Genomic DNA, 22500 nt, shown 5'->3' with positions numbered 1-22500 from the left:
CGAGTGGTGGGGCAAGAGCGTTTTGCTTACTTTTGCGCTTTTCAAAAGTGAGCCGCTGTAAAAGCGGAACCCTAAGTGGCCGTTACCTAAATAACGGATATGTACTCGATCTGATCCAACATCCTGGTCGGCCCAGAGGCCGCCATCGGGGGCAAGCCCCCTCCCACAGGGTCCCGCAGAGTACCTAAAAGTTGTGTAGATACTCATGCCCCGATGACAGTGTGTCAGCCAAACATTGGGTGACTGATACACCGCTATCGGGAGCAAGCCCCCTCCCACATTTGATCGGCGATGTCAGCGAAAGTCCCGCCGCTCGCGAATCAACGCATAAGCGTTATGCAACTCACGGGTACGCTCGGTCGCCTCACGCACTTGCGCGGGGCTGGCGCCACTGCCGGCGATCTTGTCCGGGTGGTGGCGGCTGAGCAGGCGGCGATAGGCGCGCTTGATCACCGACGGCTCAGCGGTCGCCGTCACCCCCAGAATCCGCAGCGCCTCCTGATAAGCCCCGACACGGTCCACCAACGGCTTGCGCGTCGGCGCGTAATCGGAGGCCAACGCGCGGATTTGTTGCGGCGTCCAGCCCAGCCATTTGCCCCACCGTTCGATCAGGTCACGCTCGGCATCATCCGCCCGGCCATCCGCCCAGGCCATCCGCCAGCACGCACGTAGAACACCCTCGGCGGCATGGGGTTGCGCCTTGAGCACGCGCAGATAACTGCGCACACGATCAGTGCCGGACTTGCCACGATTAAACGCCATGATGGCTCGGCGCTGGGCCGGCTCGGTCATGTCCAGTGCGCGCATTTCCTGGCGCGCCTGCTGGATATGCCCGTCCACAATGCGACCGTTGCTTTTGGCCAGGCGCCCCAGCAGCACGAACAACAATTCGTCGTTGCGCAATGCGGGTCGTCCGCCCATGCGTTCGCGCAACTGCGCCCAGCTGTGCAATTGCAGGCGCCGGTCCAGCGCCTGCCCCAGCAATGCACCCAACAGAGCCCCCGGAATGCTGGCAATCGCAAAGCCAGCCCCGGCGCCGATCAGCGTCCCTGGCCACAGCATCCTATCGTCCCGCTGTCAGCAAGGTTTCGACCTGCGCCAGACGTTCAAGCGTTCCGACATCCACCCAGCGTCCCTTCATGTGTTCACCCGTCACCCGACCGTTGGTCATCGCCGCGCGCAGCAACGGCGCCAGCTTGAAGGCACCCGCACTGCAACCCGCGAACAATTGAGGGTCGAGCACGGAAATGCCACTGAAGGTCAGGTTATCGGCACCGGGCGCCGCATCATGAAGCACGCCGTCGTCCAGGTAGAAATCCCCGCCAGACGGATGATGCGCCGGGTTGTCGACCATCACCAGATGGGCCAGGCCCTGGAGCGGTCGCTTCAATTGGCTGAAGTCGTAATCGGTCCAGATATCGCCGTTGACCACCAGGAACGGCTCGTCACCCAGCAACGGCAGCGCCTGGAAAATCCCGCCGCCGGTTTCCAGCGGCTCGCCTTCGGCTGAATAACGGATACGCACGCCGAACTGGGCACCGTCACCCAGGTAGCTTTCGATCTGCTGACCGAGCCAGGCATGGTTGATCACGATCTCGGTGAAGCCGGCCTTGGCCAGCGCTTCAAGGTGATACTCGATCAGCCGTTTGCAGCCTGCCTGCACCAGCGGTTTGGGCGTATGCAGCGTCAGCGGGCGCATGCGCTCGCCCTTGCCGGCCGCCAGGATCATCGCTTTCATACGCAAGCCTCGGCCGGCTGGCGCAGGCTGCTGAGCAGCTCACCCAGGTCACTCAACTCCGGCCGGTCGGCCAGCACCGCTTCTATATAAGCAAAGAAGCGCGGCACGTCCGCCAGATAGCGTGGTTTGCCATCGCGGTGGCAGATCCGCGCGAAGATACCGATGACCTTGAGGTGACGCTGCACGCCCATCAGGTCGCTGGCACGCAGGAAGTCTTCAAAATCCTCCTGCACTGGGATGCCCAGTTGCCCGGCGCGCTCCCAATAGCCGCGCTGCCACCCGCGCACGCGGGCCTGGGGCCAACTGAGGAAGGCGTCCTTGAACAGGCAGGTAATGTCATAGGTCACCGGGCCATAGACCGCATCCTGGAAATCCAGCACCCCAGGGTTAGGCTCGCTGATCATCAGGTTGCGCGGCATATAGTCGCGGTGCACCAGCACGGTGGGCTGGGCCAGGGCGCTGTCGATCAACCGGTCACTGACGCGCTGCCAGAGGGCCTGCTGGCGGGTATCAAGCTCGATACCCAGGTGCCGGCGAACGTACCATTCAGGGAACAACTCAAGCTCGCGACGCAGCAGGGCGACGTCATAGCTGGGCAGCGGCGCGTCCATCGGCAACTGCTGGAACGCCAGCAGCGCATCGATGGCGTCAGCGAACAATTGATCGGCATTTTGCTCGTCAATCACGTCCAGATAGGTTTTTCGGCCCAGGTCATTGAGCAAAAGAAAGCCACGGGGCAAATCTTCTGCATAAATTTTTGGCACATTAATTCCCGATTTCGCGAGCAAATACGCGATATCGACGAAAGGTTTGCAGTTTTCCTGGGGCGGTGGCGCGTCCATTACGACGAACGTATGCGCCCCACCCTCCCACCGGAAGTAACGCCTGAAACTCGCGTCGCTGCTGGCCGCGGTCAATGTGGCCGGGGGTACGGGGCCCCAGTCCTGAGCGTTGAAGAGAATCGGCAACTGCTCATCCAGCCAGACTTCCAGCTGTTGTAAACGTAGATCGTGCTCGGGCATTACAAGGGTCTCCGACGGCGCTAGCCGTCAAGCGGGGCATGCTTTATTATCACGCATCTTTTTCAGACCATCGAGAGGCGTGCGGCCCAAACCGCGGGCAGATGGCACGCAGGAAGCCCGGACTAATAAGATGGCATTGAAATCCCCCGCGTTTCGTAGAAAATTTCCGTTGCTGGTAACCGGCAGTCTGCTGGCCTTGCAACCTTTCGCCACCTCATTCGTGGTCGCCGCGGAACAGTATGACTGCTCAGTCTCTGCTTCGGGTGCCTGGGATTGCGCGCCGAAAACGGCCGCAGCCCCATTGCCACCGCGCCCGGTGCATGACGGTTCTGCCGTCAGCTCGGCCAACAGCACGCCGCAGGGCGAGGCTGGCGGCAGCGTCGACGCCGAGCCCAAGACCATGCTGGTCACCGAAGCCAAGGGCCGTGGGTTGCGTTCGCGCAGCAAAGACTACAGCCACCTGGACTGGGTGCCTCGCGAGAAACTGACCGCAGCACAGTTGGCCGAAACCGGCCCTTACTGCGGCGGTGCCTACATCGAGCCGACGCGTCCTGGCATGAATGACAAGACGAACAAGAGCGATGCGCCAACCTTCATCGGTGCCAAGGCTTCTCGTTACGAGCAGGAACAGCAGGTCGCCACACTGGCCGGTGACGTCGTCATGCGCCAGGGCAGCATGCAGCTGGAGTCCGACGAAGCCAGCCTGTACCAGGCCGAGAACCGTGGCGAGCTGAACGGCAACGTGCGCCTGCGCGACAACGGCGCGCTGATCGTGGGCGACCGTGCCCAGGTCCAGCTCGACACCGGCGCGGCCCAGATCGACAACGCCGAGTACGTGATGCACAAGTCGCGTATCCGCGGTAATGCGCTGTACGCCAAGCGTGCCGAGAACGCGATCATCCGTCTCAAGGACGGTACGTACACCACCTGCGAGCCGGACAGCAACGCCTGGCAGCTCAAGGGCAACAACATCACGTTGAACCCGGCCACCGGTTTCGGTACGGCCACCAACGCGACGTTGCGGGTCAAGAACATCCCGATCCTGTACACCCCTTACATCTATTTCCCGATTGACGATCGCCGTCAGTCCGGCTTCCTGCCGCCGAGCTTCAGCACCGGCAGCGAGACTGGCTTTACCCTCGTGACGCCGTACTACTTCAACCTGGCACCGAACTACGACGCCACGTTGTACCCGCAATACATGACCAAGCGCGGCTTGTTGATGGAAGGCGAATTCCGCTACCTCACCAAGTCCAGCGAAGGCCAGTTCGGCGGGGCGTACCTGAACGACGACAACGACGAGCGCAAGAACCAGACCGATTACGAAAAAACCCGCTACATGCTCAACTGGCAGCACAGGGGTGGGTTGGATTCGCGCCTGACGTCCCAGGTGGACTACACCAAGATCAGCGATCCTTATTACTTCCAGGATCTGAAGTCGTTTGAGGAAGGTGTACAGAACCGGGACTTCCTGAACCAGCAGGGTTCCCTGACGTACCGGGGCGATTCTTATCAGGCTCGCTTGAATGTCCAGGCGTACCAGTTGTCCACAATCTCTCAAATCACGCCGTATGACCGCTTGCCGCAGCTCACGCTGGACGGCCAACTGCCGTTTCATCCGGGCGGCTTGAACTTCAGTTATGAAACCGAAGCCGTACGTTTTGATCGTGACTTGCAAAACGGTATGTTTACAGACGAGAACGGCGACAAAACGGCTCGCCTGGATAGCAACGTGCTGGGTCTTACCCGGGCCAACGGTACTCGCCTGAATGTTGCACCCGCTGTCGAATACCCGATGAACTGGACTTACGGTTTTATTACGCCGAAGCTCAAGTACGTCTACACCAAGTACGATCTTGACCTTGATACGATCGGTAAAAACACGCTGGCTGCAGGCGATACGTTCAAGAGCTCCCAGGACCGCGCGATACCGATCGCCAGTGTAGACAGCGGCCTGTACTTCGACCGCAGAACCAATTTGTTCGGCAAGGACTTCAACCAGACCCTCGAACCGCGGGCCTACTACCTCTACGTACCGAACAAGGACCAGAGCGATATTCCGGTTTTCGATACCAGTGAATACTCGTTCAGCTACTCCTCATTGTTCCGCGACAACCGCTTCAGCGGCACCGACCGGATTGGTGACGAGAACAAACTGTCCTTGGGCGTAACCAGCCGCTGGATCGAAGATAACGGTTTTGAGCGCCAACGCGTTTCGGTAGGTCAGGCCGTGTACTTCAAGGACCGTGAGGTTCAACTGCCAGGCGTATTGGCCGCCGATCGCGATGACGCGCGTACCGACGTATCGCCTATCGCGCTGGAATACGAATTCCACTTCAACCGCGACTGGCGCGCCACAGCCGACTACAACTGGGACCCCGAGAGCCACTCCCCACGGTCCGGCAGCGCGATGTTCCACTACCAGCCGGAAAACGACCCGAACAAGGTGATCAACCTCGGTTATCGCTATCGCAACGACCAGATCGTCTATAACCAGCTGGCCAACAAATGGCAGTTCGGTGGTGACTACGGCAAGCCGGGCGATCCGAACTACGTGAAGGATTACTACAAAATCCAGCAACACGACTTCTCGATGATGTGGCCGATCATTCCACAGTGGAACCTGATCACCCGCTGGCAGTATGACTATGCACGTAACCGTACCCTGGAAGCCTTTGGTGGTTTCGAGTACGACAACTGCTGCTGGAAACTGCGCGTCATCAACCGTTACTGGGTTTCCAACGACGAATACAGCCAGATCGCCCCGCTTAACGAAAAGGGTGACCACGGGCTCTTCTTCCAGATCGTCCTCAAAGGACTCGGCGGCCTGACCGGCGCCAAGGTAGAGAGCTTCCTCGACAAAGGCATTGAAGGTTATCGTGAACGTGAAGACAAAGCTTTCTGAGTGTTTGCGCCCGCTAGTGCTGGGCGCGCTGTTCCTGGGTGCCGCCTCGGCGCATGCCGCGGTGCAACAGCTGGATAAAGTCGCAGCCATCGTCGATAACGACGTGATCATGCAGAGCCAGCTGGACCAGCGGGTCAAGGAAGTTCAGCAGACCATCGCCAAGCGTGGCGGTGGTGTGCCGCCGACCAGCGTCCTGGAGCCCCAGGTGCTGGAACGCCTGATCGTCGAAAACCTGCAACTGCAGATCGGCGAGCGCTCCGGCATCCGTATTTCGGACGAAGAGCTCAACCAGGCCGTCGGCACCATCGCTCAACGCAACAACATGAGCATCGATCAGTTCCGCGCAGCCCTGGCGCACGATGGTCTGTCCTATGAGGACGCGCGTGACCAGATCAAGCGTGAAATGATCATCAGCCGTGTACGTCAACGTCGCGTAGCGGAGCGGGTGCAGGTGTCGGAGCAGGAAGTGAAGAACTTCCTGGCCTCGGACCTGGGCAAGATGCAACTCTCCGAAGAGCTGCACCTGGCCAATATCCTGATCCCGACGCCAGACAGCGCCAACGCCGAGCAGCTCAATGCCGCCGCGGCCAAGACCCAGGCGATCTACGACCGCCTCAAGGCGGGTGCTGATTTCGCTCAAATGGCGATTGCCCAATCCGGCAGCGACAACGCGCTCGACGGCGGTGACATGGGCTGGCGTAAAGCCGCTCAACTGCCGCCGCCGTTCGACCGTGAGCTCAGTGCCATGAACGTGGGTGATATTACCCAGCCGGCACGCACTCCAGGCGGCTTTATCATCCTCAAGCTGCTCGGCAAGCGCGGCGGCGAGACCTCGCTGAAGGACGAAGTACACGTTCGTCACATCCTGGTCAAACCAAGCGAAATCCGCACCGAAGCACAAACCAAGGAACTGGCCCAGAAGATCTATGACCGCATCGAAAGCGGTGAAGACTTCGCCACCCTGGCCAAGAGTTTCTCGGAAGACCCAGGCTCGGCCCTCAACGGCGGTGACCTGAACTGGATCGACCCGAAAGCCCTGGTGCCGGAGTTCCAGCAGGTGATGGCCGATACGCCGCAAGGCGTGCTGTCCAAGCCATTCAAGACCCAATACGGCTGGCATGTGCTGGAAGTCCTTGGCCGTCGCGCCACCGACAACACCAACCAGGCCCGCGAGCAGCAAGCCCTGACCGTACTGCGCAACCGCAAGTACGACGAAGAGCTGCAAACCTGGCTGCGTCAGATCCGTGACGAAGCCTACGTGGAAAACAAACTGCCGGCCGCCGAGCAAACAGGCACCGACCAGGCAGCGCAGTGAAACCCCAGCGTTTCGCGGTAACACCCGGCGAGCCGGCCGGCATTGGTCCAGACCTGTGCCTGCTGCTCGCCTCGCAACCCCAGCCACATCCCCTGATTGCCATTACTAGCCGCGACCTGCTCCTTGAACGGGCCGCGCAGCTGGGTGTGGCTGTCAACCTGCTGAGCGTTGCACCGGGCAACTGGCCCGACCTGCCGGCGCCGGCGGGCAGCCTGTATGTGTGGGACACCCCGCTGCATGCCAAGGTCGTCGCAGGGCAACTGGACAAGGCCAATGCGGCCTTTGTGCTGGAAACCCTGACCCGCGCCGGCCAAGGCTGCATCGACGGCGACTTCGCCGGCATGATCACCGCGCCCGTTCATAAAGGCGTGATCAACGAATCCGGTATCGCCTTCTCCGGCCATACCGAATTCCTGGCCGAACTCACCCGGACCGAACAAGTCGTGATGATGCTGGCCACCCGCGGCCTTCGCGTCGCGCTGGTCACCACCCATCTGCCGCTGCGCGATATCGCCGACGCCATCACCGCCGAGCGCATAGAACGCGTCACGCGCATCCTGCACGCCGACCTGCAACACAAATTCGGCATTGCCCAACCGCGCATCCTGGTCTGCGGGCTCAACCCCCACGCCGGTGAGGGCGGCCATTTGGGCCATGAAGAAATCGACATCATTGAACCGACATTAGAGCGTCTGCGCCAGGAAGGCATGGACCTGCGCGGCCCATTGCCCGCAGACACTCTGTTTACCCCCAAATATCTGGAGCACTGCGATGCAGTGCTGGCGATGTACCATGACCAGGGGCTGCCCGTGCTGAAATACAAAGGCTTCGGCGCCGCAGTCAACGTGACACTGGGCCTGCCGATCATCCGCACCTCCGTCGACCATGGCACTGCCCTGGACTTGGCGGGCAGCGGCAAGATCGATACCGGCAGCCTGCACGTGGCCCTGGAAACCGCCTATCAGATGGCCGAGACCCGTATATGACCGAGCATTACCAACACCGGGCGCGCAAGCGCTTCGGGCAAAACTTCCTGCACGACGCTGGCGTGATCGACCGCATCCTGCGTTCCATCCATGCCAAGCCAGAAGACCGCCTGCTGGAAATCGGCCCGGGCCAGGGCGCACTGACCCAAGGCCTGCTGGCCAGTGGCGGCCAACTGGATGTAGTGGAGCTGGACAAGGACCTGATCCCGATCCTCAATCAGCAATTTGCCGGCAAGCCCAACTTCAATCTGCATCAGGGCGATGCGCTGAAGTTCGACTTCAACACCCTCAACGCCGCGCCCAACAGCCTGCGCGTTGTCGGTAACCTGCCGTACAACATCTCCACCCCGCTGATTTTCCACCTGCTGAACAACGCCGGGATCATCCGCGACATGCACTTCATGCTGCAAAAAGAAGTGGTGGAGCGCCTGGCCGCAGGCCCAGGTGGCGGTGATTGGGGCCGGCTGTCGATCATGGTCCAGTACCACTGCCGCGTCGAACACCTGTTCAACGTCGGCCCGGGCGCGTTCAACCCGCCGCCGAAGGTCGACTCGGCCATCGTGCGCCTGGTGCCCCATGCCGTCCTGCCGCACCCGGCCAAGGACCACAAACTGCTCGAGCGCGTCGTACGCGAAGCGTTCAACCAACGCCGCAAGACTCTGCGCAACACGCTCAAGGCGCTGTTGAGCAATGCCGAGATCGAAGCTGCCGGCGTCGATGGCAGCCTGCGTCCCGAGCAACTGGACCTGGCCGCATTCGTGCGCCTGGCCGACCAGTTGGCTATCCAGCCTGCGCCAGCAGCAGAGCAGGTGTAAGGACAAATGTGGGAGGGGGCTTGCCCCCGATGAGGTTGTGTCAGTGCAGGAAGGTTTAACTGAACCACCGCTATCGGGGGCAAGCCCCCTCCCACACTTGAACCCTGTCATACCCGACTGCATGTCTGGCCTAGTGCCCACCTCTTGGCCTAGACTGATCCGCATCTGCTGTCCTCCGCTTTTGCTTTTAAGGCCTCTTGCATGTCCGATCCTCGCTACCAGATCGACGTCAGCGTCGTCACCCGCTTCCTGGCGGACCAATCGCAACCCGAACTCAACCGCTTTGCCTTTGCCTACACCATTACGGTGAAAAACAACGGGCTGGTGCCGGCCAAGTTGCTGTCACGCCATTGGGTGATCACCGACGGTGACGGTCAGGTTGAAGAAGTACGCGGCGCGGGCGTTGTCGGCCAGCAACCGTTGATCGACATCGGCGCCAGCCACACCTACAGCAGCGGCACGGTGATGACCTCCAGGGTCGGCACCATGCAGGGCTCGTATCAGATGAAAGCCACCGACGGCCACTTGTTCGACGCAACCATCAAGCCGTTCCGCCTCGCGGTGCCCGGAGCCCTGCACTGATGGCGACGTACGCGGTCGGTGACCTGCAAGGGTGCCTGGAGCCCCTCAAGTGCCTGCTTGAACAGGTCGCCTTCGACCCCGTGAATGATCGCCTGTGGCTGGTCGGCGACTTGGTCAACCGTGGCCCGCAGTCGCTGGAAACCCTGCGCTACCTCTATAACCTGCGCGATTCGCTGGTCTGCGTGCTGGGCAACCATGACCTGCACCTGCTCGCGGCCGGCCAGAACATCGAGCGCCTGAAAAAAGGCGACACCCTGCGCGAGATCCTCGAAGCACCGGACCGCGCCGAGTTGCTGGAATGGCTGCGCCGACAAAAGCTCATGCACTACGACGAGGCCCGTAACATCGCCCTGGTCCACGCCGGCATCCCACCGCAATGGACCTTGAAGAAAGCCCTCAAGTGCGCCGCCGAAGTCGAAAGCGCCCTGGCCGATGACAACCTGTACACCGCCTACCTCGACGGCATGTATGGCAACGAGCCAGTGAAGTGGGACAACGAGCTCACCGGCGTCGCCCGCCTGAGAGTGATCACCAACTATTTCACGCGCATGCGTTTCTGCACGGCGCAGGGCAAGCTGGACCTCAAGAGCAAGGAAGGCGCCGACACCGCCCTGCCCGGCTACCAGCCCTGGTTCGCCCACAAGGAACGCAAGACCCGGGACACGAAAATCATCTTCGGCCACTGGGCCGCCCTTGAAGGCAACTGCGAAGAACCCGGCGTGTTCGCCCTCGACACCGGCTGCGTGTGGGGCGGCGCCATGACCCTGATGAACGTCGACACCGGCGAGCTTATCAGTTGCCAGTGTGAATCCCCTGTATCCACTACACAGACGGCCGCCGCCAAGCCCTAGGAGCCCGCAATGAGCGAATTCAAACGTATCCCTCCCGAACAAGCCCAGGCCCTGCGCGAGCAAGGCGCCGTGGTCGTCGATATCCGTGACCAGCCAACTTACGCTGCAGCCCACATTGCCGGCGCCCGGCATCTGGACAACGTCAACATCGCCGACTTCATCCGCGCCGCCGACCTCGACGCGCCGGTGATCGTGGCGTGCTATCACGGTAACTCCAGCCAAAGCGCCGCAGCCTATCTGGTCAGCCAGGGCTTCTCCGACGTTTATAGCCTCGATGGCGGCTTTGAGCTGTGGCGCGCGACCTATCCTGCGGAAATTTCTTCAGGCGATTCGCAATAATTTTTTTCAGACCCCGCTACCCCGCGTGACGCTTGGGCTTGCGCCGTTTCTGACGAACGGCGCAGCCAAACTAATTACGTATCGCGCCTTGAACTCCCCGATTACCAACTATCCTTAAGTGCAGGCCATCCAAATCAGGGGAGAGCCGGTACACCGGCGCGCGGGTCATCGGTAGCGTTTCAGGGTGTTCTGGGGGGAAAACAGCCATTGGGGAACGCCAATGGCTGCCAGCATCGACTGATTGATCCGGCGTCGGCTCCACGTATCGAGCGAGGTGACGACGTCATGAGTATCTTTAGCCACTTCCAACAACGTTTCGAGTCCACACAGCAGGAAGAACTCACGCTTCAAGAGTATCTTGAGCTGTGCAAACGGGACCGCAGCACCTATGCGTCTGCCGCCGAGCGCCTGCTGCTGGCGATTGGCGAGCCGCAGCTGGTAGACACGTCGAACAATTCGCGCCTGTCGCGAATATTCTCCAACAAGGTGATCCGGCGTTACCCGGCCTTTGAAGACTTCCACGGCATGGAAGAATGCATCGACCAGATCGTCTCCTACTTCCGCCATGCGGCCCAGGGCCTGGAAGAGAAGAAACAGATCCTCTACCTGCTCGGCCCCGTTGGTGGCGGCAAGTCATCCCTGGCGGAAAAACTCAAACAACTGATCGAGAAGGTGCCCTTCTACGCCATCAAGGGCTCACCGGTGTTCGAGTCGCCTTTGGGGCTGTTCAACGCCACCGAAGACGGTGCGATCCTCGAAGAAGACTTCGGCATCCCCCGGCGCTACCTCAATACCATCATGTCGCCCTGGGCCACCAAGCGCCTGTCCGAGTTCGGCGGCGATATCAGCCAGTTCCGGGTGGTCAAACTCTACCCATCGATCCTCAACCAGATCGGCGTCGCCAAGACCGAGCCGGGCGACGAGAACAACCAGGACATCTCGGCGCTGGTGGGCAAGGTCGATATCCGCAAACTCGAAGAATTCCCGCAGAACGACGCCGACGCCTACAGCTACTCGGGCGCGCTGTGCCGGGCCAACCAGGGCCTGATGGAGTTCGTGGAGATGTTCAAGGCGCCGATCAAGGTGCTGCACCCACTGCTCACGGCCACCCAGGAAGGTAACTACAACAGTACCGAAGGCCTGGGCGCGATTCCGTTCACCGGGATCCTGCTGGCGCACTCCAACGAATCGGAATGGCACACCTTCCGCAACAACAAGAACAACGAAGCCTTCATCGACCGTATCTACATCGTCAAGGTGCCGTACTGCCTGCGGGTCAGCGATGAAATCAAGATCTACGACAAACTGCTGTTCAACAGCTCGCTGGCCAAGGCCCATTGCGCCCCCGACACCCTGAAGATGCTCGCCCAGTTCACCGTGCTGTCGCGCCTCAAGGAGCCGGAGAACTCGAATATCTACTCGAAAATGCGCGTGTACGACGGTGAAAACCTCAAGGACACCGATCCCAAGGCCAAATCGATCCAGGAATACCGCGACACGGCGGGCGTCGATGAAGGCATGAACGGCCTGTCGACACGCTTCGCGTTCAAGATCCTCTCCAAGGTCTTCAACTTCGACCCCCACGAGATCGCCGCCAACCCGGTGCACCTGCTCTACGTGCTGGAGCAGCAGATCGAACAGGAACAATTCCAGGCCGAAACCCGCGAGCGCTATCTGCGTTTCCTCAAGGAATACCTGGCGCCGCGCTATATCGAGTTCATCGGCAAGGAAATCCAGACCGCCTACCTGGAGTCCTACAGCGAGTACGGCCAGAACATCTTCGACCGCTACGTGCTGTACGCCGACTTCTGGATTCAGGACCAGGAATACCGTGATCCCGAAACCGGCGAAATCCTCAACCGCGTGGCGCTCAACGAAGAGCTGGAGAAGATCGAGAAACCCGCCGGCATCAGCAATCCGAAGGATTTCCGCAACGAAATCGTCAACTTCGTGCTGCGCGCCCGCGCCAACAACAACGGCAAGAACCCAACCTGGCTCAGCTACGAGAAACTGCGGGTGGTGATCGAGAAGAAAATGTTCTCCAACACCGAGGATCTGCTGCCGGTTATCAGCTTCAACGCCAAGGCGAGCAAGGAGGACCAGCAAAAACACAACGACTTCGTCACACGAATGGTCGAGCGTGGCTACACCGACAAACAGGTTCGACTGCTCTCCGAGTGGTACCTGCGGGTGCGCAAATCGCAATAAGGCAGCGACAGGTGCTCACTGCCAGGCGTTACGCCTGGCAGTCGACCGCTTGTCCTTAAGCTTCCAGCTCGCGGCTTGAAGCTTGTAACGTGAAGCTGCCCGGAGGGCTCCCCATGAGCTATGTGATCGACCGACGCCTCAATGGCAAGAACAAGAGCACGGTAAACCGCCAGCGTTTCCTGCGGCGTTACCGTGACCATATCAAAAAGGCGGTTGAAGAGGCCGTCAGCCGCCGCTCCATCACCGACATGGAGCATGGCGAACAAATCAGCATTCCGGGACGCGACATCGACGAACCCGTGCTGCACCACGGCCGGGGCGGCAAGCAGACCGTTGTGCATCCCGGCAACAAGGAGTTCACCACGGGTGAACACATTGCACGCCCTCAAGGAGGCGGTGGAGGCAAGGGCGCGGGCAAGGCCGGCAACTCCGGCGAGGGCATGGACGAATTCGTGTTCCAGATCACCCAGGAGGAGTTTCTCGAATTCATGTTCGAGGACCTGGAACTGCCCAACCTGGTCAAACGCAACCTGACCGGCACCGACACCTTCAAAACCGTACGCGCCGGTATCAGCAACGAGGGCAACCCGTCCCGTATCAACATCATCCGCACCCTGCGCTCAGCTCACGCCCGTAGGATCGCCCTGTCAGGCAGCAGCCGTGCAAAGCTCAAGCACGCCAAGGAAGAATTGGCGCGTTTGAAGCGCGAAGAACCGGATAACTTCGGCGATATCCAGGAAATAGAAATCGAAATCGAGAAACTCAGCGCGCGTATTCACCGTGTGCCGTTTCTTGACACCTTCGATTTGAAATACAACCTGCTGGTCAAGCAACCCAACCCCAGCTCCAAGGCCGTGATGTTCTGCCTGATGGACGTGTCCGGCTCCATGACCCAGGCCACCAAGGACATCGCCAAGCGTTTCTTTATCCTGCTGTACCTGTTCTTGAAACGGAACTACGACAAGATCGACGTGGTGTTTATCCGCCATCACACCAGCGCCCGGGAAGTCGACGAAGAGGAATTCTTCTACTCGCGCGAAACCGGCGGCACCATCGTCTCCAGCGCACTGAAACTGATGCAGGAAATCATGGCCGAACGCTACCCGGCAAATGAGTGGAACATCTATGCGGCCCAGGCGTCCGACGGTGACAACTGGAACGACGATTCGCCGATCTGCCGGGATATCCTGATCAACCAGATCATGCCTTTCGTGCAGTACTACACCTACGTCGAAATTACCCCCCGTGAGCACCAGGCGCTGTGGTTCGAATACGAGCGCATCGGCGAAGCCTTTGCCGACACGTTCGCCCAGCAGCAACTGGTCTCGGCCGGCGATATCTACCCGGTCTTCCGTGAACTCTTCCAGCGCAGGTTAGTGACATGACCGCCAAAAAAGAGCATAAGCGCCAACCTATCTCCACCGGGTCCGAGTGGACCTTTGAACTGATCCAGGCCTATGACCGGGAAATCAGCCGCATCGCGGCCGGTTATGCGCTGGACACCTACCCCAACCAGATCGAAGTGATCACCGCCGAACAGATGATGGACGCCTACGCCTCCGTCGGCATGCCGCTGGGTTATCACCATTGGTCCTATGGCAAACACTTCCTCAGCACCGAAAAGTCCTACACCCGCGGCCAGATGGGCCTGGCCTACGAGATCGTGATCAACTCCGACCCATGCATCGCCTACCTGATGGAAGAAAACACCATCTGCATGCAGGCGCTGGTGGTGGCCCACGCATGCTACGGGCATAACAGCTTTTTCAAGGGCAACTACCTGTTCCGCACCTGGACCGATGCCAGTTCGATCATCGATTACCTGGTGTTCGCCAAGCAGTACATCATGCAATGCGAGGAGCGCCACGGCATCGACGCGGTAGAGGACCTGCTCGACTCCTGCCACGCCCTGATGAACTATGGCGTCGACCGTTACAAACGCCCCTATCCGATTTCGGCAGAAGAAGAGCGCCTGCGCCAGCAGGAGCGTGAGGAACACCTGCAGAAGCAGATCAACGATCTGTGGCGCACCATTCCAAAGCGTGCCGGCAAAAACAGTGACAAGGACAATGCACGCTTCCCCGCCGAACCTCAGGAAAACATTCTGTATTTCCTGGAAAAGCACGCCCCGTTGCTGGAACCTTGGCAGCGGGAAATCGTGCGCATCGTGCGCAAGATCGCCCAATACTTTTATCCGCAGCGCCAGACTCAGGTGATGAACGAGGGCTGGGCGACGTTCTGGCATTACACCCTGATGAACGACCTGTACGACGAAGGCCTGGTCACCGACGGTTTCATGATGGAGTTCCTCACGTCCCACACCAGCGTGGTGTTCCAGCCCGGGTTCGATAGCCCCTATTACAACGGCATCAACCCCTACGCACTGGGCTTTGCGATGTACCGCGACATCCGTCGCATGTGCGAGCACCCAACCGAAGAGGATCGCCGCTGGTTCCCGGAAATCGCCGGCAGCGACTGGCTGTCCACCATCAAGTTCGCCATGAGCAGCTTCAAGGACGAGAGTTTCATCCTGCAGTACCTGTCCCCGCAGGTGATTCGCGATCTGAAGTTGTTCAGCATCATGGACGACGACCTCAAGGAGGACCTGGTGGTGCCGGCCATCCATGACGAGCCGGGCTATCGGACTATCCGCGAGACCCTGGCGGCGCAGTACAACCTGGGCAACCGCGAGCCCAATGTGCAGATTTACAGTATCGATGTGCGCGGGGATCGCTCGCTGACCTTGCGTCACCAGCAGCACGACCGCAAACCCCTGGGTGAATCCACCGAAGAAGTGCTCAAGCACTTGCACCGGCTGTGGGGCTTCGATATCCACCTGGAAACCCTGCAGGGCGACCAGGTGATGAAAACCCACCATGTCCCACCGCGCAGCGATCATAACGATAACGACTACGGCCGCCTGGACCTGGCCGTCGTGCATCTCTGAAACGGCAAAGCCTCCATTGGCCAGGCACAGGCGGTATCCTGTGCCGCTAATGGAGGCTTTTTCATGAAAATCTACAAAGTCGGCGGTGCGGTGCGTGATCGCCTGCTGGGCATCAAGGTCACCGACATCGACCGCGTCGTCGTCGGCGCCACCACCGAAGAGATGCTGGCCAAAGGCTTCAAGCCGGTCGGTGCTGACTTCCCCGTGTTCCTGGACCCAAAAAACGGCGATGAATACGCCCTGGCCCGCACCGAACGTAAAAGTGGCCGGGGTTACGGCGGCTTCGTATTTCACGCCAGCCCCGAAGTCACGCTGGAAGAAGACCTGATTCGTCGCGACCTGACCATCAATGCCATGGCTGAAGACGATGAGGGTAATCTGACCGACCCTTACCACGGCCAACGCGATCTGGACGCGCGTATCTTACGCCACGTATCGCCCGCTTTCGCCGAAGATCCCTTGCGAGTGCTGCGCGTTGCGCGCTTCGCCGCGCGTTATGCGCACCTCGGATTCACCGTGGCCGCGCCAACCCTGGCGCTGATGCGTCAGCTCAGCGAATCCGGCGAACTGGAGGCGCTGACCCCGGAGCGCAGCTGGAAAGAAATTTCCCGGGCACTGATGGAAGATCAGCCTCAGGTGTTTATCCAGGTGCTGCGCGACTGCAATGCGCTGAAAACCTTGATGCCGGAGGTGGATGCGCTGTTCGGCGTGCCGCAGCCCGCAGCCCATCATCCCGAGATCGACACGGGCCTGCACACATTGAGCGTGTTGGAGCAGGCGGCCTTGTACAAGCAACCGCTGACCGTACGCTGGGCCTGCCTGCTGCACGACTTAGGCAAGGGCCTGACGCCTGTGGATAAGTTGCCGCAGCATATTGCCCACGAACATCGGGGCTTGAAGCTGATCAAGACCGTCAATGAACGCTTCAAAGTGCCAAGGGATTGCCAGGAGCTGGCGCTGCTGGTGGGCCAATATCACACCCACGGCCATCGAGCCCTGGACCTGAAGGCCTCGACACTACTGGAGTTGCTGCAGAGTTTTGACGTCTACCGTCGCCCGCAACGCTTTGAGGAGTTTGTGCTCGCCTGCGAGATGGATGCGCGGGGTCGCAAGGGCTTTGAACAGCGAACTTATCCACAGGCCGATTATTTGCGTGGCGCGGCGAAGGTTGCGCGCGAGGTGCAGGTAGCACCGTTGCTGGAAAAAGGCTTCAAAGGCCCCGCGCTGGGCGAAGCGCTCAAGCGCGAACGGCTTAACGCACTCAAAGCCTACAAGGAACAACAAAGCCCATTGTAGGAGCGAGCTTGCTCGCGAAAAACCTGAGAGCGCCGCGTTATCGTTCACGTTCTTCGCGAGCAAGCTCGGCTCCTACAGAAGCACGTCTGCCGTGAGTTTCCGGCCCTGCCATTCAAACCCGACGGGCGCCAGCACCTGGTCAATCTGCGCATCTCGCCACAGCTCGGCCATGGTCTTGCCCGCCTCCGGGTGAACACGATCCGGCGCCATCATCGACAGCGGCCACAGCACAAAAGCGTTTTTCAGGATTTCTGCGCGTGGCAGGATCAAACCGTCGAAATTACCCACCAGATCGCCATACAGCAGCACGTCGATGTCCAACGGCAAGCCTTTGCGATCGGGCGCATAACGACCATTGTCGGCTTCGATGGATTTCAACCGGCGGTCCAGCTCCATCAACGGCAGGTCGGTGCAGCCCGACACCACCAGATTGAAGAACGGCCCGCTCTTGATACCCACCGGCTGGCTTTCGAACACCGCCGAACAGCGCATGTCCGTCAAAAAGCTCGCCAGCGCATCAAGGCCCGCACGCAAATTGAGCTCGCGCTCGATATTACTGCCAAGGCCAAGGTAAACCTGAGTCAGCGACATCCGCGCTCGATCTCCACGCCCACGCCCTTGGCGGCCGGGACGGCGCCCGGCTTGGTCAATTTGAGGTGCAGCCAGGGAATCCGGAATTCACTCATCAGCACTTGGGCAAGGCGCTCGGCGAAGGTTTCCACCAGTTGGTATTGGGACTGTTCGGCAAAGGCCTGGATACGCGCGGACACGCTGGCGTAATCCAGGGCCAGGCTCAGGTCGTCACCGGCGGCGGCCGGACGGTTGTCCCAGGCAAAGCTCAGGTCCAGGCGCAGGCATTGACGGATGCCGCGCTCCCAGTCGTAGGCGCCGATCACGGTGTCGACTTCCAGGCCTTCGATAAACACTCTGTCCAAGCACTCTTCTCCGCAGCACGACAAGGGCGCGATGCCCCGTTAGAATCAGGGCGTCCTCGCCCGGAATAGTTAGCATGTTTTGGTCACTGGCGATTCTCGCCTACCTGCTCGGCTCGCTGTCCTTTGCCATTTTGCTCAGCCGCCTGACGGGAAATCCCGATCCGCGAATGAGTGGCTCAGGCAATGCCGGCGCCACCAATATGTTGCGCCTGGCCGGCAAGAAACTTGCCGTACTGACGCTGCTGGGCGACCTCTGCAAGGGCCTGCTGCCCGTACTGATCGCCAGCCTCGCGGGCCTTACCCTGCAACAGCAGGCCTGGGTGGGCATCTGCGCCGTCCTCGGCCACCTGTTCCCCCTGTACTTCCGCTTTCGCGGCGGCAAAGGTGTCGCCACGGCGGCCGGCATGCTGCTGGGCATCTACCCTCCGGCAGCCTTACTGGCGGTGCTTGCCTGGCTGCTGACGTTCTACCTGACCCGTACCAGCTCACTGGCGGCACTGATCGCCACACCGCTCACCCTGCCCTTGCTGGCCTGGCAGGAACCGGCGGCGCTGCTGCCGATGAGCGTACTGACACTGCTGATCGTCTGGCGCCACCGCGGCAATCTACGCGACCTGTTTGCCGGGCGCGAACGGCATTTTTAACAGGGTCCACGTTACCCCCTACAACGGCGACAACTGCTCCATCGGCCAACGCGCCTGCACGCTGATCGCCAGGCTTTCATGCTGCCCGGCCTGCAGGCGTTGGCAGCCGGCGTAGGCGATCATTGCGCCATTGTCGGTGCAAAACTCAGGACGCGCGTAAAACACATCGCCCTTCATCTCCCCGAGCATCTTCTCCAGCGAGCTGCGCAAGGCCTTGTTGGCGCTGACGCCGCCGGCAATCACCAGCCGCTTCATGCCGGCCTGCTTCAGGGCACGCTTGCACTTGATGGTTAAAGTCTCTACCACGGCCTGCTGGAACGCCAGCGCGATGTCGCAACGGGCTTGCTCGCCGTCGTCCCCGGCGCTGACGCTCTGCTGCCAGGTATTCAACGCCGAGGTTTTCAGGCCGCTGAAGCTGAACATCAAACCAGGGCGATCACACATCGGCCGCGGGAATGTATAACGGCCGGCCACGCCTTTTTCGGCGAGCCGGGCGATTTCCGGACCGCCGGGATAATTGAGCCCCATCATCTTCGCGGTCTTGTCGAATGCTTCGCCGGCGGCGTCGTCCAGCGACTCGCCCAACAACGTGTATTGACCGATGCCGTCGACCTGAACCAGCTGCGTATGGCCCCCCGAAACCAACAAAGCGACGAACGGGAACGCCGGCGGTGTTTTTTCCAGCATCGGGGCCAGTAAATGACCTTCCATGTGGTGCACACCGAGGGCCGGAATGCCCCAGGCAAATGCCAGCGCCTGGGCACAGGAAGCCCCAACCAGCAGGGCTCCGACCAATCCGGGGCCTGCGGTGTAGGCAATGGCATCGATCTCGGTCGGCACGCAGCCGGCTTCATCCAACACCTGGCGGATCAACGGCAGCATACGTTTGACGTGATCACGGCTGGCAAGCTCCGGCACCACGCCGCCATAGGCGCGATGCAGGTCGATCTGACTGAACAGTGCATCGGCCAGGAGCCCGCGTTCACTGTCGTAAAGTGCGACACCGGTTTCGTCGCAGGAGGTTTCAAGTCCCAGTACTAGCATGGGTTTGCGCCTTGTAGAGGCTGAATTCGAAGGCGCGCATAATAGTCGCCACTCCCCCTCCCGACTAGCGGTTTTCGATCAGAGGCTTTGCATTCCTGCCAATGAGGGGTTAACATCCGCAACCCTTAAAAACCGACGACCTCAGCCGCGAATTTTTTGCGACGAGAACGTTGATCCCGGTAATGAAAGAAGGTAGCTCTGGATGCCAGCCGTCAAAGTAAAAGAGAACGAACCCTTCGACGTAGCTCTGCGTCGTTTCAAGCGCTCCTGCGAAAAAGCCGGTGTTCTGGCTGAAGTTCGTAGCCGCGAATTTTACGAGAAGCCAACTTCTGAGCGTAAGCGTAAAGCAGCAGCCGCTGTTAAGCGTCACGCCAAGAAAGTTCAGCGCGAGCAGCGCCGCGCCGTTCGTCTGTACTAATACACAGACGTTCGTAGCAAGCTTCTGCCAAGCCCGGCCCTCAGCCGGGCTGTTGGCATTTGCGGATATCGCTTGATGCTTCATCGTCGACGCCGCACACGCGACCGAGACACCGCTTCAAACGTCAGGACTGGCTCTTTTGCCAGCGGTGCACGTCTCTTCTGACGAGCCTAACAAGGCTACTGACGAGCACACCTAATTCTTCAAGCAGGCGATCATACTGTGTCGACTGTGCCCATAGCTGAGCTTCCGAGACCGCCCACAGGTCAAGACCGGACTCACGGGCAACTTTTATTCGTCGAACACTGATAGAAACTAACGTCAGCGAATGTTCGGCAGATACACTCTCTGACATCCCATGCAGACGATAATGATCAGGCACCCAACGTGCGCTTGAACATTTCACGGGCCCTCATTTACACGCAGTGATGACGAGAACGCCATGGCCGGGCTGATTCCCCAGAGCTTTATTGACGACCTTCTGAACCGCACCGACATCGTCGATGTCGTCAGCTCACGCGTGCAACTGAAAAAAGCCGGCAAGAACTACACCGCCTGCTGCCCGTTCCATAAAGAAAAAACCCCGTCGTTCAGCGTAAGCCCGGACAAGCAGTTCTATTACTGCTTCGGTTGCGGTGCAGGCGGCAACGCCCTCGGCTTCCTGATGGACCACGACAACCTGGATTTCCCCCAGGCCGTCGAGGACCTGGCAAAAGCCGCCGGCATGGAGATCCCCCGCGAAGAAAGTGGCCGCGCGCACAAACCGCGACAACCCACTGACTCGCCGCTGTATCCACTGCTGACCGCCGCTGCCGACTTCTATCGACAGGCACTTAAAAGCCATCCGCAGCGCAAGGCCGCCGTCGATTACCTCAAGGGCCGCGGCCTCACCGGTGAAATCGCCCGGGACTTCGGCCTCGGTTTTGCGCCGCCCGGCTGGGACAATCTGTACAAGCACCTGAGCAGCGATACGCTCCAGCAAAAAGCCATGATTGATGCCGGCCTGCTGGTGGAAAACGCCGAGACCGGCAAGCGCTATGACCGCTTCCGTGACCGCGTGATGTTTCCGATTCGCGACAGCCGCGGCCGCATTATCGCGTTCGGTGGCCGCGTGCTGGGGGACGACAAGCCCAAGTACCTGAACTCTCCGGAAACCCCGGTTTTCCATAAGGGCCAGGAACTCTACGGACTGTTTGAGGCACGCAAGAACAACCGCAACCTCGACGAAATCATCGTGGTTGAAGGCTATATGGACGTGATCGCCCTGGCCCAACAAGGCCTGCGCAATGCAGTGGCGACGCTCGGTACCGCCACCAGCGAAGAACACATGAAACGCCTGTTTCGCGTGGTGCCCAGCGTGCTGTTCTGCTTCGACGGCGACCAGGCCGGCCGCAACGCCGCCTGGCGCGCACTTGAGGCCACGCTGTCGAGCCTGCAGGACGGGCGCCGCGCACGCTTTCTGTTCCTGCCCGAAGGCGAAGACCCGGACACCCTGGTGCGCTCCGAAGGCACCGACGCGTTCCGTGCCCGCATCAATCAACACGCACAGCCGCTGGCGGACTATTTCTTCCAGCAACTGACCGAAGAAGCCGACCCGCGCTCGCTTGAAGGCAAGGCCCATATGGCCACCCTCGCAGCGCCGTTGATCGATAAAGTCCCGGGCGCCAACCTGAAATCACTGATGCGCATGCGCTTGCTGGAAATCACCGGCTTGAGCGGCGAAGCCGTCAGCCAGCTGGTGCATAACGCACCGCAAGATGCTCCACCGGCCTACGACCCCGGCATGGATTACGACGCCATGCCGGACTATTCCGACTTCCACCAACCGCAGGAGGCGTATGCGCCCCAGCAGGAATGGACGCCGAAAAAGCCCGGCGCCGGCGGCAAAAAATGGGACAAGAAGCCCTGGAGCAAGAATGGCAAACGCGGCGACCGCGATGAGGCCCATGCCCCGCGCACTCCGGTTGCCGTGGAAGCGCCGACGCTGATTGCCTTGCGCACGCTCATCCATCACCCGCAATTGGCGGGCAAGGTTGAAAGCGCCGACCATTTCGCCAACGCGAGCAATACCTACGCTCAGGTACTTATCGCCTTGATCGAGGCCGTGCAGAAAAATCCTAAGCTAAACTCAATCCAGCTGATGGCTCGCTGGCATGGCACGGAACAGGGCCGTTTGTTGAAGGCACTTGCGGAAAAGGAGTGGCTAATTGACGGCGATAACCTTGAACAACAGTTTTTAGACACCATTAATAGGTTATCCGCGGGTCAGCACACACAGACCCTCGATGAGCTCATTAAGAGAGCAAGACAGCCGGGATTGTCGGCTGAAGAGCAAATTCAGATAGCAAAACAGATGCGCGACCTTTTAAAACAGAACGTTTGCACATCAAACCCGACCTCAGCTGGCGTGTGAGGTCATAGCTCGGGTATAATCCTCGGCTTGTTTTTTGCCCGC

Annotated in this window: 20 protein-coding genes; 14 read left to right on the top strand and 6 right to left on the bottom strand. The window is 60.2% G+C overall.

What is annotated here, in order from left to right:
• Positions 1-294: 294 nt before the first annotated feature.
• The 3 genes from BFP89_RS11055 to BFP89_RS11045 are packed head-to-tail and all read right to left on the bottom strand — an operon-like array spanning position 295 to position 2760.
• Complete coding sequence (locus BFP89_RS11055; protein ID WP_065885512.1) at positions 295-1062, bottom strand: TerB family tellurite resistance protein; 768 nt, start codon at positions 1060-1062, stop codon at positions 295-297.
• Position 1063: 1 nt separating this feature from the next.
• A complete protein-coding gene (gene murU / locus BFP89_RS11050) occupies positions 1064-1738 on the bottom strand; it encodes an N-acetylmuramate alpha-1-phosphate uridylyltransferase MurU (RefSeq protein ID WP_065885511.1) in 675 nt (224 codons plus the stop codon).
• Positions 1735-2760: an aminoglycoside phosphotransferase family protein gene (locus BFP89_RS11045; RefSeq protein ID WP_065885510.1), complete on the bottom strand. Its 1026-nt coding sequence runs from the start codon at positions 2758-2760 to the stop codon at positions 1735-1737. The genes murU and BFP89_RS11045 overlap by 4 nt, the downstream gene beginning before the upstream one ends.
• A 130-nt stretch (positions 2761-2890) precedes the next feature.
• Here BFP89_RS11045 and BFP89_RS11040 point away from each other — a divergent pair, with 130 nt between their 5' ends.
• From BFP89_RS11040 to BFP89_RS10990, 11 genes are all read left to right on the top strand, one after another.
• Positions 2891-5665 carry an LPS-assembly protein LptD gene (locus BFP89_RS11040; protein WP_065885509.1) on the top strand — a complete coding sequence of 925 codons (2775 nt, stop codon included), beginning with the start codon at positions 2891-2893 and terminating at the stop codon, positions 5663-5665.
• A complete protein-coding gene (locus tag BFP89_RS11035; RefSeq protein WP_082632017.1) occupies positions 5646-6980 on the top strand; it encodes a peptidylprolyl isomerase in 1335 nt (444 codons plus the stop codon). The genes BFP89_RS11040 and BFP89_RS11035 overlap by 20 nt, the downstream gene beginning before the upstream one ends.
• The gene (pdxA, locus tag BFP89_RS11030) at positions 6977-7966 is read left to right on the top strand and encodes a 4-hydroxythreonine-4-phosphate dehydrogenase PdxA (RefSeq protein WP_065885508.1); all 990 of its coding nucleotides are present in this window, start codon (positions 6977-6979) and stop codon (positions 7964-7966) included. The genes BFP89_RS11035 and pdxA overlap by 4 nt, the downstream gene beginning before the upstream one ends.
• Complete coding sequence (gene rsmA / locus BFP89_RS11025; RefSeq protein WP_065885507.1) at positions 7963-8781, top strand: 16S rRNA (adenine(1518)-N(6)/adenine(1519)-N(6))-dimethyltransferase RsmA; 819 nt, start codon at positions 7963-7965, stop codon at positions 8779-8781. Before pdxA ends, rsmA begins: the two co-directional genes overlap by 4 nt.
• A gap of 201 nt (positions 8782-8982) precedes the next feature.
• On the top strand, positions 8983-9363 hold the full coding sequence (gene apaG, locus BFP89_RS11020) for a Co2+/Mg2+ efflux protein ApaG (protein ID WP_065885506.1): 381 nt from the start codon (positions 8983-8985) through the stop codon (positions 9361-9363).
• Positions 9363-10214, top strand: coding sequence for a symmetrical bis(5'-nucleosyl)-tetraphosphatase (locus tag BFP89_RS11015; protein WP_065885505.1), 852 nt, complete (start codon positions 9363-9365; stop codon positions 10212-10214). Before apaG ends, BFP89_RS11015 begins: the two co-directional genes overlap by 1 nt.
• A gap of 9 nt (positions 10215-10223) precedes the next feature.
• A complete protein-coding gene (gene glpE, locus BFP89_RS11010) occupies positions 10224-10553 on the top strand; it encodes a thiosulfate sulfurtransferase GlpE (RefSeq protein WP_065885504.1) in 330 nt (109 codons plus the stop codon).
• Between the two features lie 285 nt (positions 10554-10838).
• Positions 10839-12761: a PrkA family serine protein kinase gene (locus BFP89_RS11005; protein ID WP_065885503.1), complete on the top strand. Its 1923-nt coding sequence runs from the start codon at positions 10839-10841 to the stop codon at positions 12759-12761.
• A 113-nt stretch (positions 12762-12874) separates the two neighbouring features.
• Positions 12875-14146 carry a YeaH/YhbH family protein gene (locus BFP89_RS11000; protein WP_065885502.1) on the top strand — a complete coding sequence of 424 codons (1272 nt, stop codon included), beginning with the start codon at positions 12875-12877 and terminating at the stop codon, positions 14144-14146.
• The gene (locus tag BFP89_RS10995) at positions 14143-15708 is read left to right on the top strand and encodes a SpoVR family protein (RefSeq protein WP_065885501.1); all 1566 of its coding nucleotides are present in this window, start codon (positions 14143-14145) and stop codon (positions 15706-15708) included. The genes BFP89_RS11000 and BFP89_RS10995 overlap by 4 nt, the downstream gene beginning before the upstream one ends.
• Before the next feature lie 63 nt (positions 15709-15771).
• Positions 15772-17004 carry a multifunctional CCA addition/repair protein gene (locus BFP89_RS10990; RefSeq protein ID WP_065885500.1) on the top strand — a complete coding sequence of 411 codons (1233 nt, stop codon included), beginning with the start codon at positions 15772-15774 and terminating at the stop codon, positions 17002-17004.
• Between the two features lie 72 nt (positions 17005-17076).
• Here the strand turns inward: BFP89_RS10990 and folK are convergent, their stop codons facing one another.
• Positions 17077-17595 (bottom strand): 2-amino-4-hydroxy-6-hydroxymethyldihydropteridine diphosphokinase, encoded by a 519-nt coding sequence (folK, locus tag BFP89_RS10985; protein ID WP_065885499.1) that lies wholly within the window; start codon positions 17593-17595, stop codon positions 17077-17079.
• Positions 17586-17939: a dihydroneopterin aldolase gene (folB, locus tag BFP89_RS10980; RefSeq protein ID WP_065885498.1), complete on the bottom strand. Its 354-nt coding sequence runs from the start codon at positions 17937-17939 to the stop codon at positions 17586-17588. The genes folK and folB overlap by 10 nt, the downstream gene beginning before the upstream one ends.
• A 74-nt stretch (positions 17940-18013) precedes the next feature.
• Between folB and plsY the strand changes: the two genes are divergently transcribed.
• Positions 18014-18583 carry a glycerol-3-phosphate 1-O-acyltransferase PlsY gene (gene plsY, locus BFP89_RS10975; RefSeq protein ID WP_057723660.1) on the top strand — a complete coding sequence of 190 codons (570 nt, stop codon included), beginning with the start codon at positions 18014-18016 and terminating at the stop codon, positions 18581-18583.
• An 18-nt stretch (positions 18584-18601) separates the two neighbouring features.
• On the opposite strand, the gene tsaD is transcribed toward plsY, so the two are convergent.
• Complete coding sequence (gene tsaD, locus BFP89_RS10970; RefSeq protein WP_065885497.1) at positions 18602-19627, bottom strand: tRNA (adenosine(37)-N6)-threonylcarbamoyltransferase complex transferase subunit TsaD; 1026 nt, start codon at positions 19625-19627, stop codon at positions 18602-18604.
• A 202-nt stretch (positions 19628-19829) separates the two neighbouring features.
• Here tsaD and rpsU point away from each other — a divergent pair, with 202 nt between their 5' ends.
• Positions 19830-20045, top strand: coding sequence for a 30S ribosomal protein S21 (gene rpsU / locus BFP89_RS27380; protein ID WP_002551877.1), 216 nt, complete (start codon positions 19830-19832; stop codon positions 20043-20045).
• 442 nt (positions 20046-20487) lie between these two features.
• Complete coding sequence (gene dnaG / locus BFP89_RS10960) at positions 20488-22458, top strand: DNA primase (protein WP_065885495.1); 1971 nt, start codon at positions 20488-20490, stop codon at positions 22456-22458.
• The last annotated feature ends 42 nt before the right edge of the window (positions 22459-22500 follow it).

The sequence above is a fragment of the Pseudomonas sp. 31 R 17 genome (assembly GCF_900004915.1).
Classification (GTDB): domain Bacteria; phylum Pseudomonadota; class Gammaproteobacteria; order Pseudomonadales; family Pseudomonadaceae; genus Aquipseudomonas; species Aquipseudomonas orientalis_A.
Note: the sequence above shows the minus strand (reverse complement) of the source record. Positions and strands in the feature narration are given on the sequence as shown.

Coding starts and splice junctions, on each gene's coding strand:
- BFP89_RS11055 (WP_065885512.1), bottom strand. CDS start 1,062: ATGCTGTGGCCAGGGACGCTGATCGGCGCCGGGGCTGGCTTTGCGATT.
- murU (WP_065885511.1), bottom strand. CDS start 1,738: ATGAAAGCGATGATCCTGGCGGCCGGCAAGGGCGAGCGCATGCGCCCG.
- BFP89_RS11045 (WP_065885510.1), bottom strand. CDS start 2,760: ATGCCCGAGCACGATCTACGTTTACAACAGCTGGAAGTCTGGCTGGAT.
- BFP89_RS11040 (WP_065885509.1), top strand. CDS start 2,891: ATGGCATTGAAATCCCCCGCGTTTCGTAGAAAATTTCCGTTGCTGGTA.
- rsmA (WP_065885507.1), top strand. CDS start 7,963: ATGACCGAGCATTACCAACACCGGGCGCGCAAGCGCTTCGGGCAAAAC.
- apaG (WP_065885506.1), top strand. CDS start 8,983: ATGTCCGATCCTCGCTACCAGATCGACGTCAGCGTCGTCACCCGCTTC.
- BFP89_RS11015 (WP_065885505.1), top strand. CDS start 9,363: ATGGCGACGTACGCGGTCGGTGACCTGCAAGGGTGCCTGGAGCCCCTC.
- glpE (WP_065885504.1), top strand. CDS start 10,224: ATGAGCGAATTCAAACGTATCCCTCCCGAACAAGCCCAGGCCCTGCGC.
- BFP89_RS11005 (WP_065885503.1), top strand. CDS start 10,839: ATGAGTATCTTTAGCCACTTCCAACAACGTTTCGAGTCCACACAGCAG.
- BFP89_RS11000 (WP_065885502.1), top strand. CDS start 12,875: ATGAGCTATGTGATCGACCGACGCCTCAATGGCAAGAACAAGAGCACG.
- BFP89_RS10995 (WP_065885501.1), top strand. CDS start 14,143: ATGACCGCCAAAAAAGAGCATAAGCGCCAACCTATCTCCACCGGGTCC.
- BFP89_RS10990 (WP_065885500.1), top strand. CDS start 15,772: ATGAAAATCTACAAAGTCGGCGGTGCGGTGCGTGATCGCCTGCTGGGC.
- folK (WP_065885499.1), bottom strand. CDS start 17,595: ATGTCGCTGACTCAGGTTTACCTTGGCCTTGGCAGTAATATCGAGCGC.
- plsY (WP_057723660.1), top strand. CDS start 18,014: ATGTTTTGGTCACTGGCGATTCTCGCCTACCTGCTCGGCTCGCTGTCC.
- tsaD (WP_065885497.1), bottom strand. CDS start 19,627: ATGCTAGTACTGGGACTTGAAACCTCCTGCGACGAAACCGGTGTCGCA.
- rpsU (WP_002551877.1), top strand. CDS start 19,830: ATGCCAGCCGTCAAAGTAAAAGAGAACGAACCCTTCGACGTAGCTCTG.
- dnaG (WP_065885495.1), top strand. CDS start 20,488: ATGGCCGGGCTGATTCCCCAGAGCTTTATTGACGACCTTCTGAACCGC.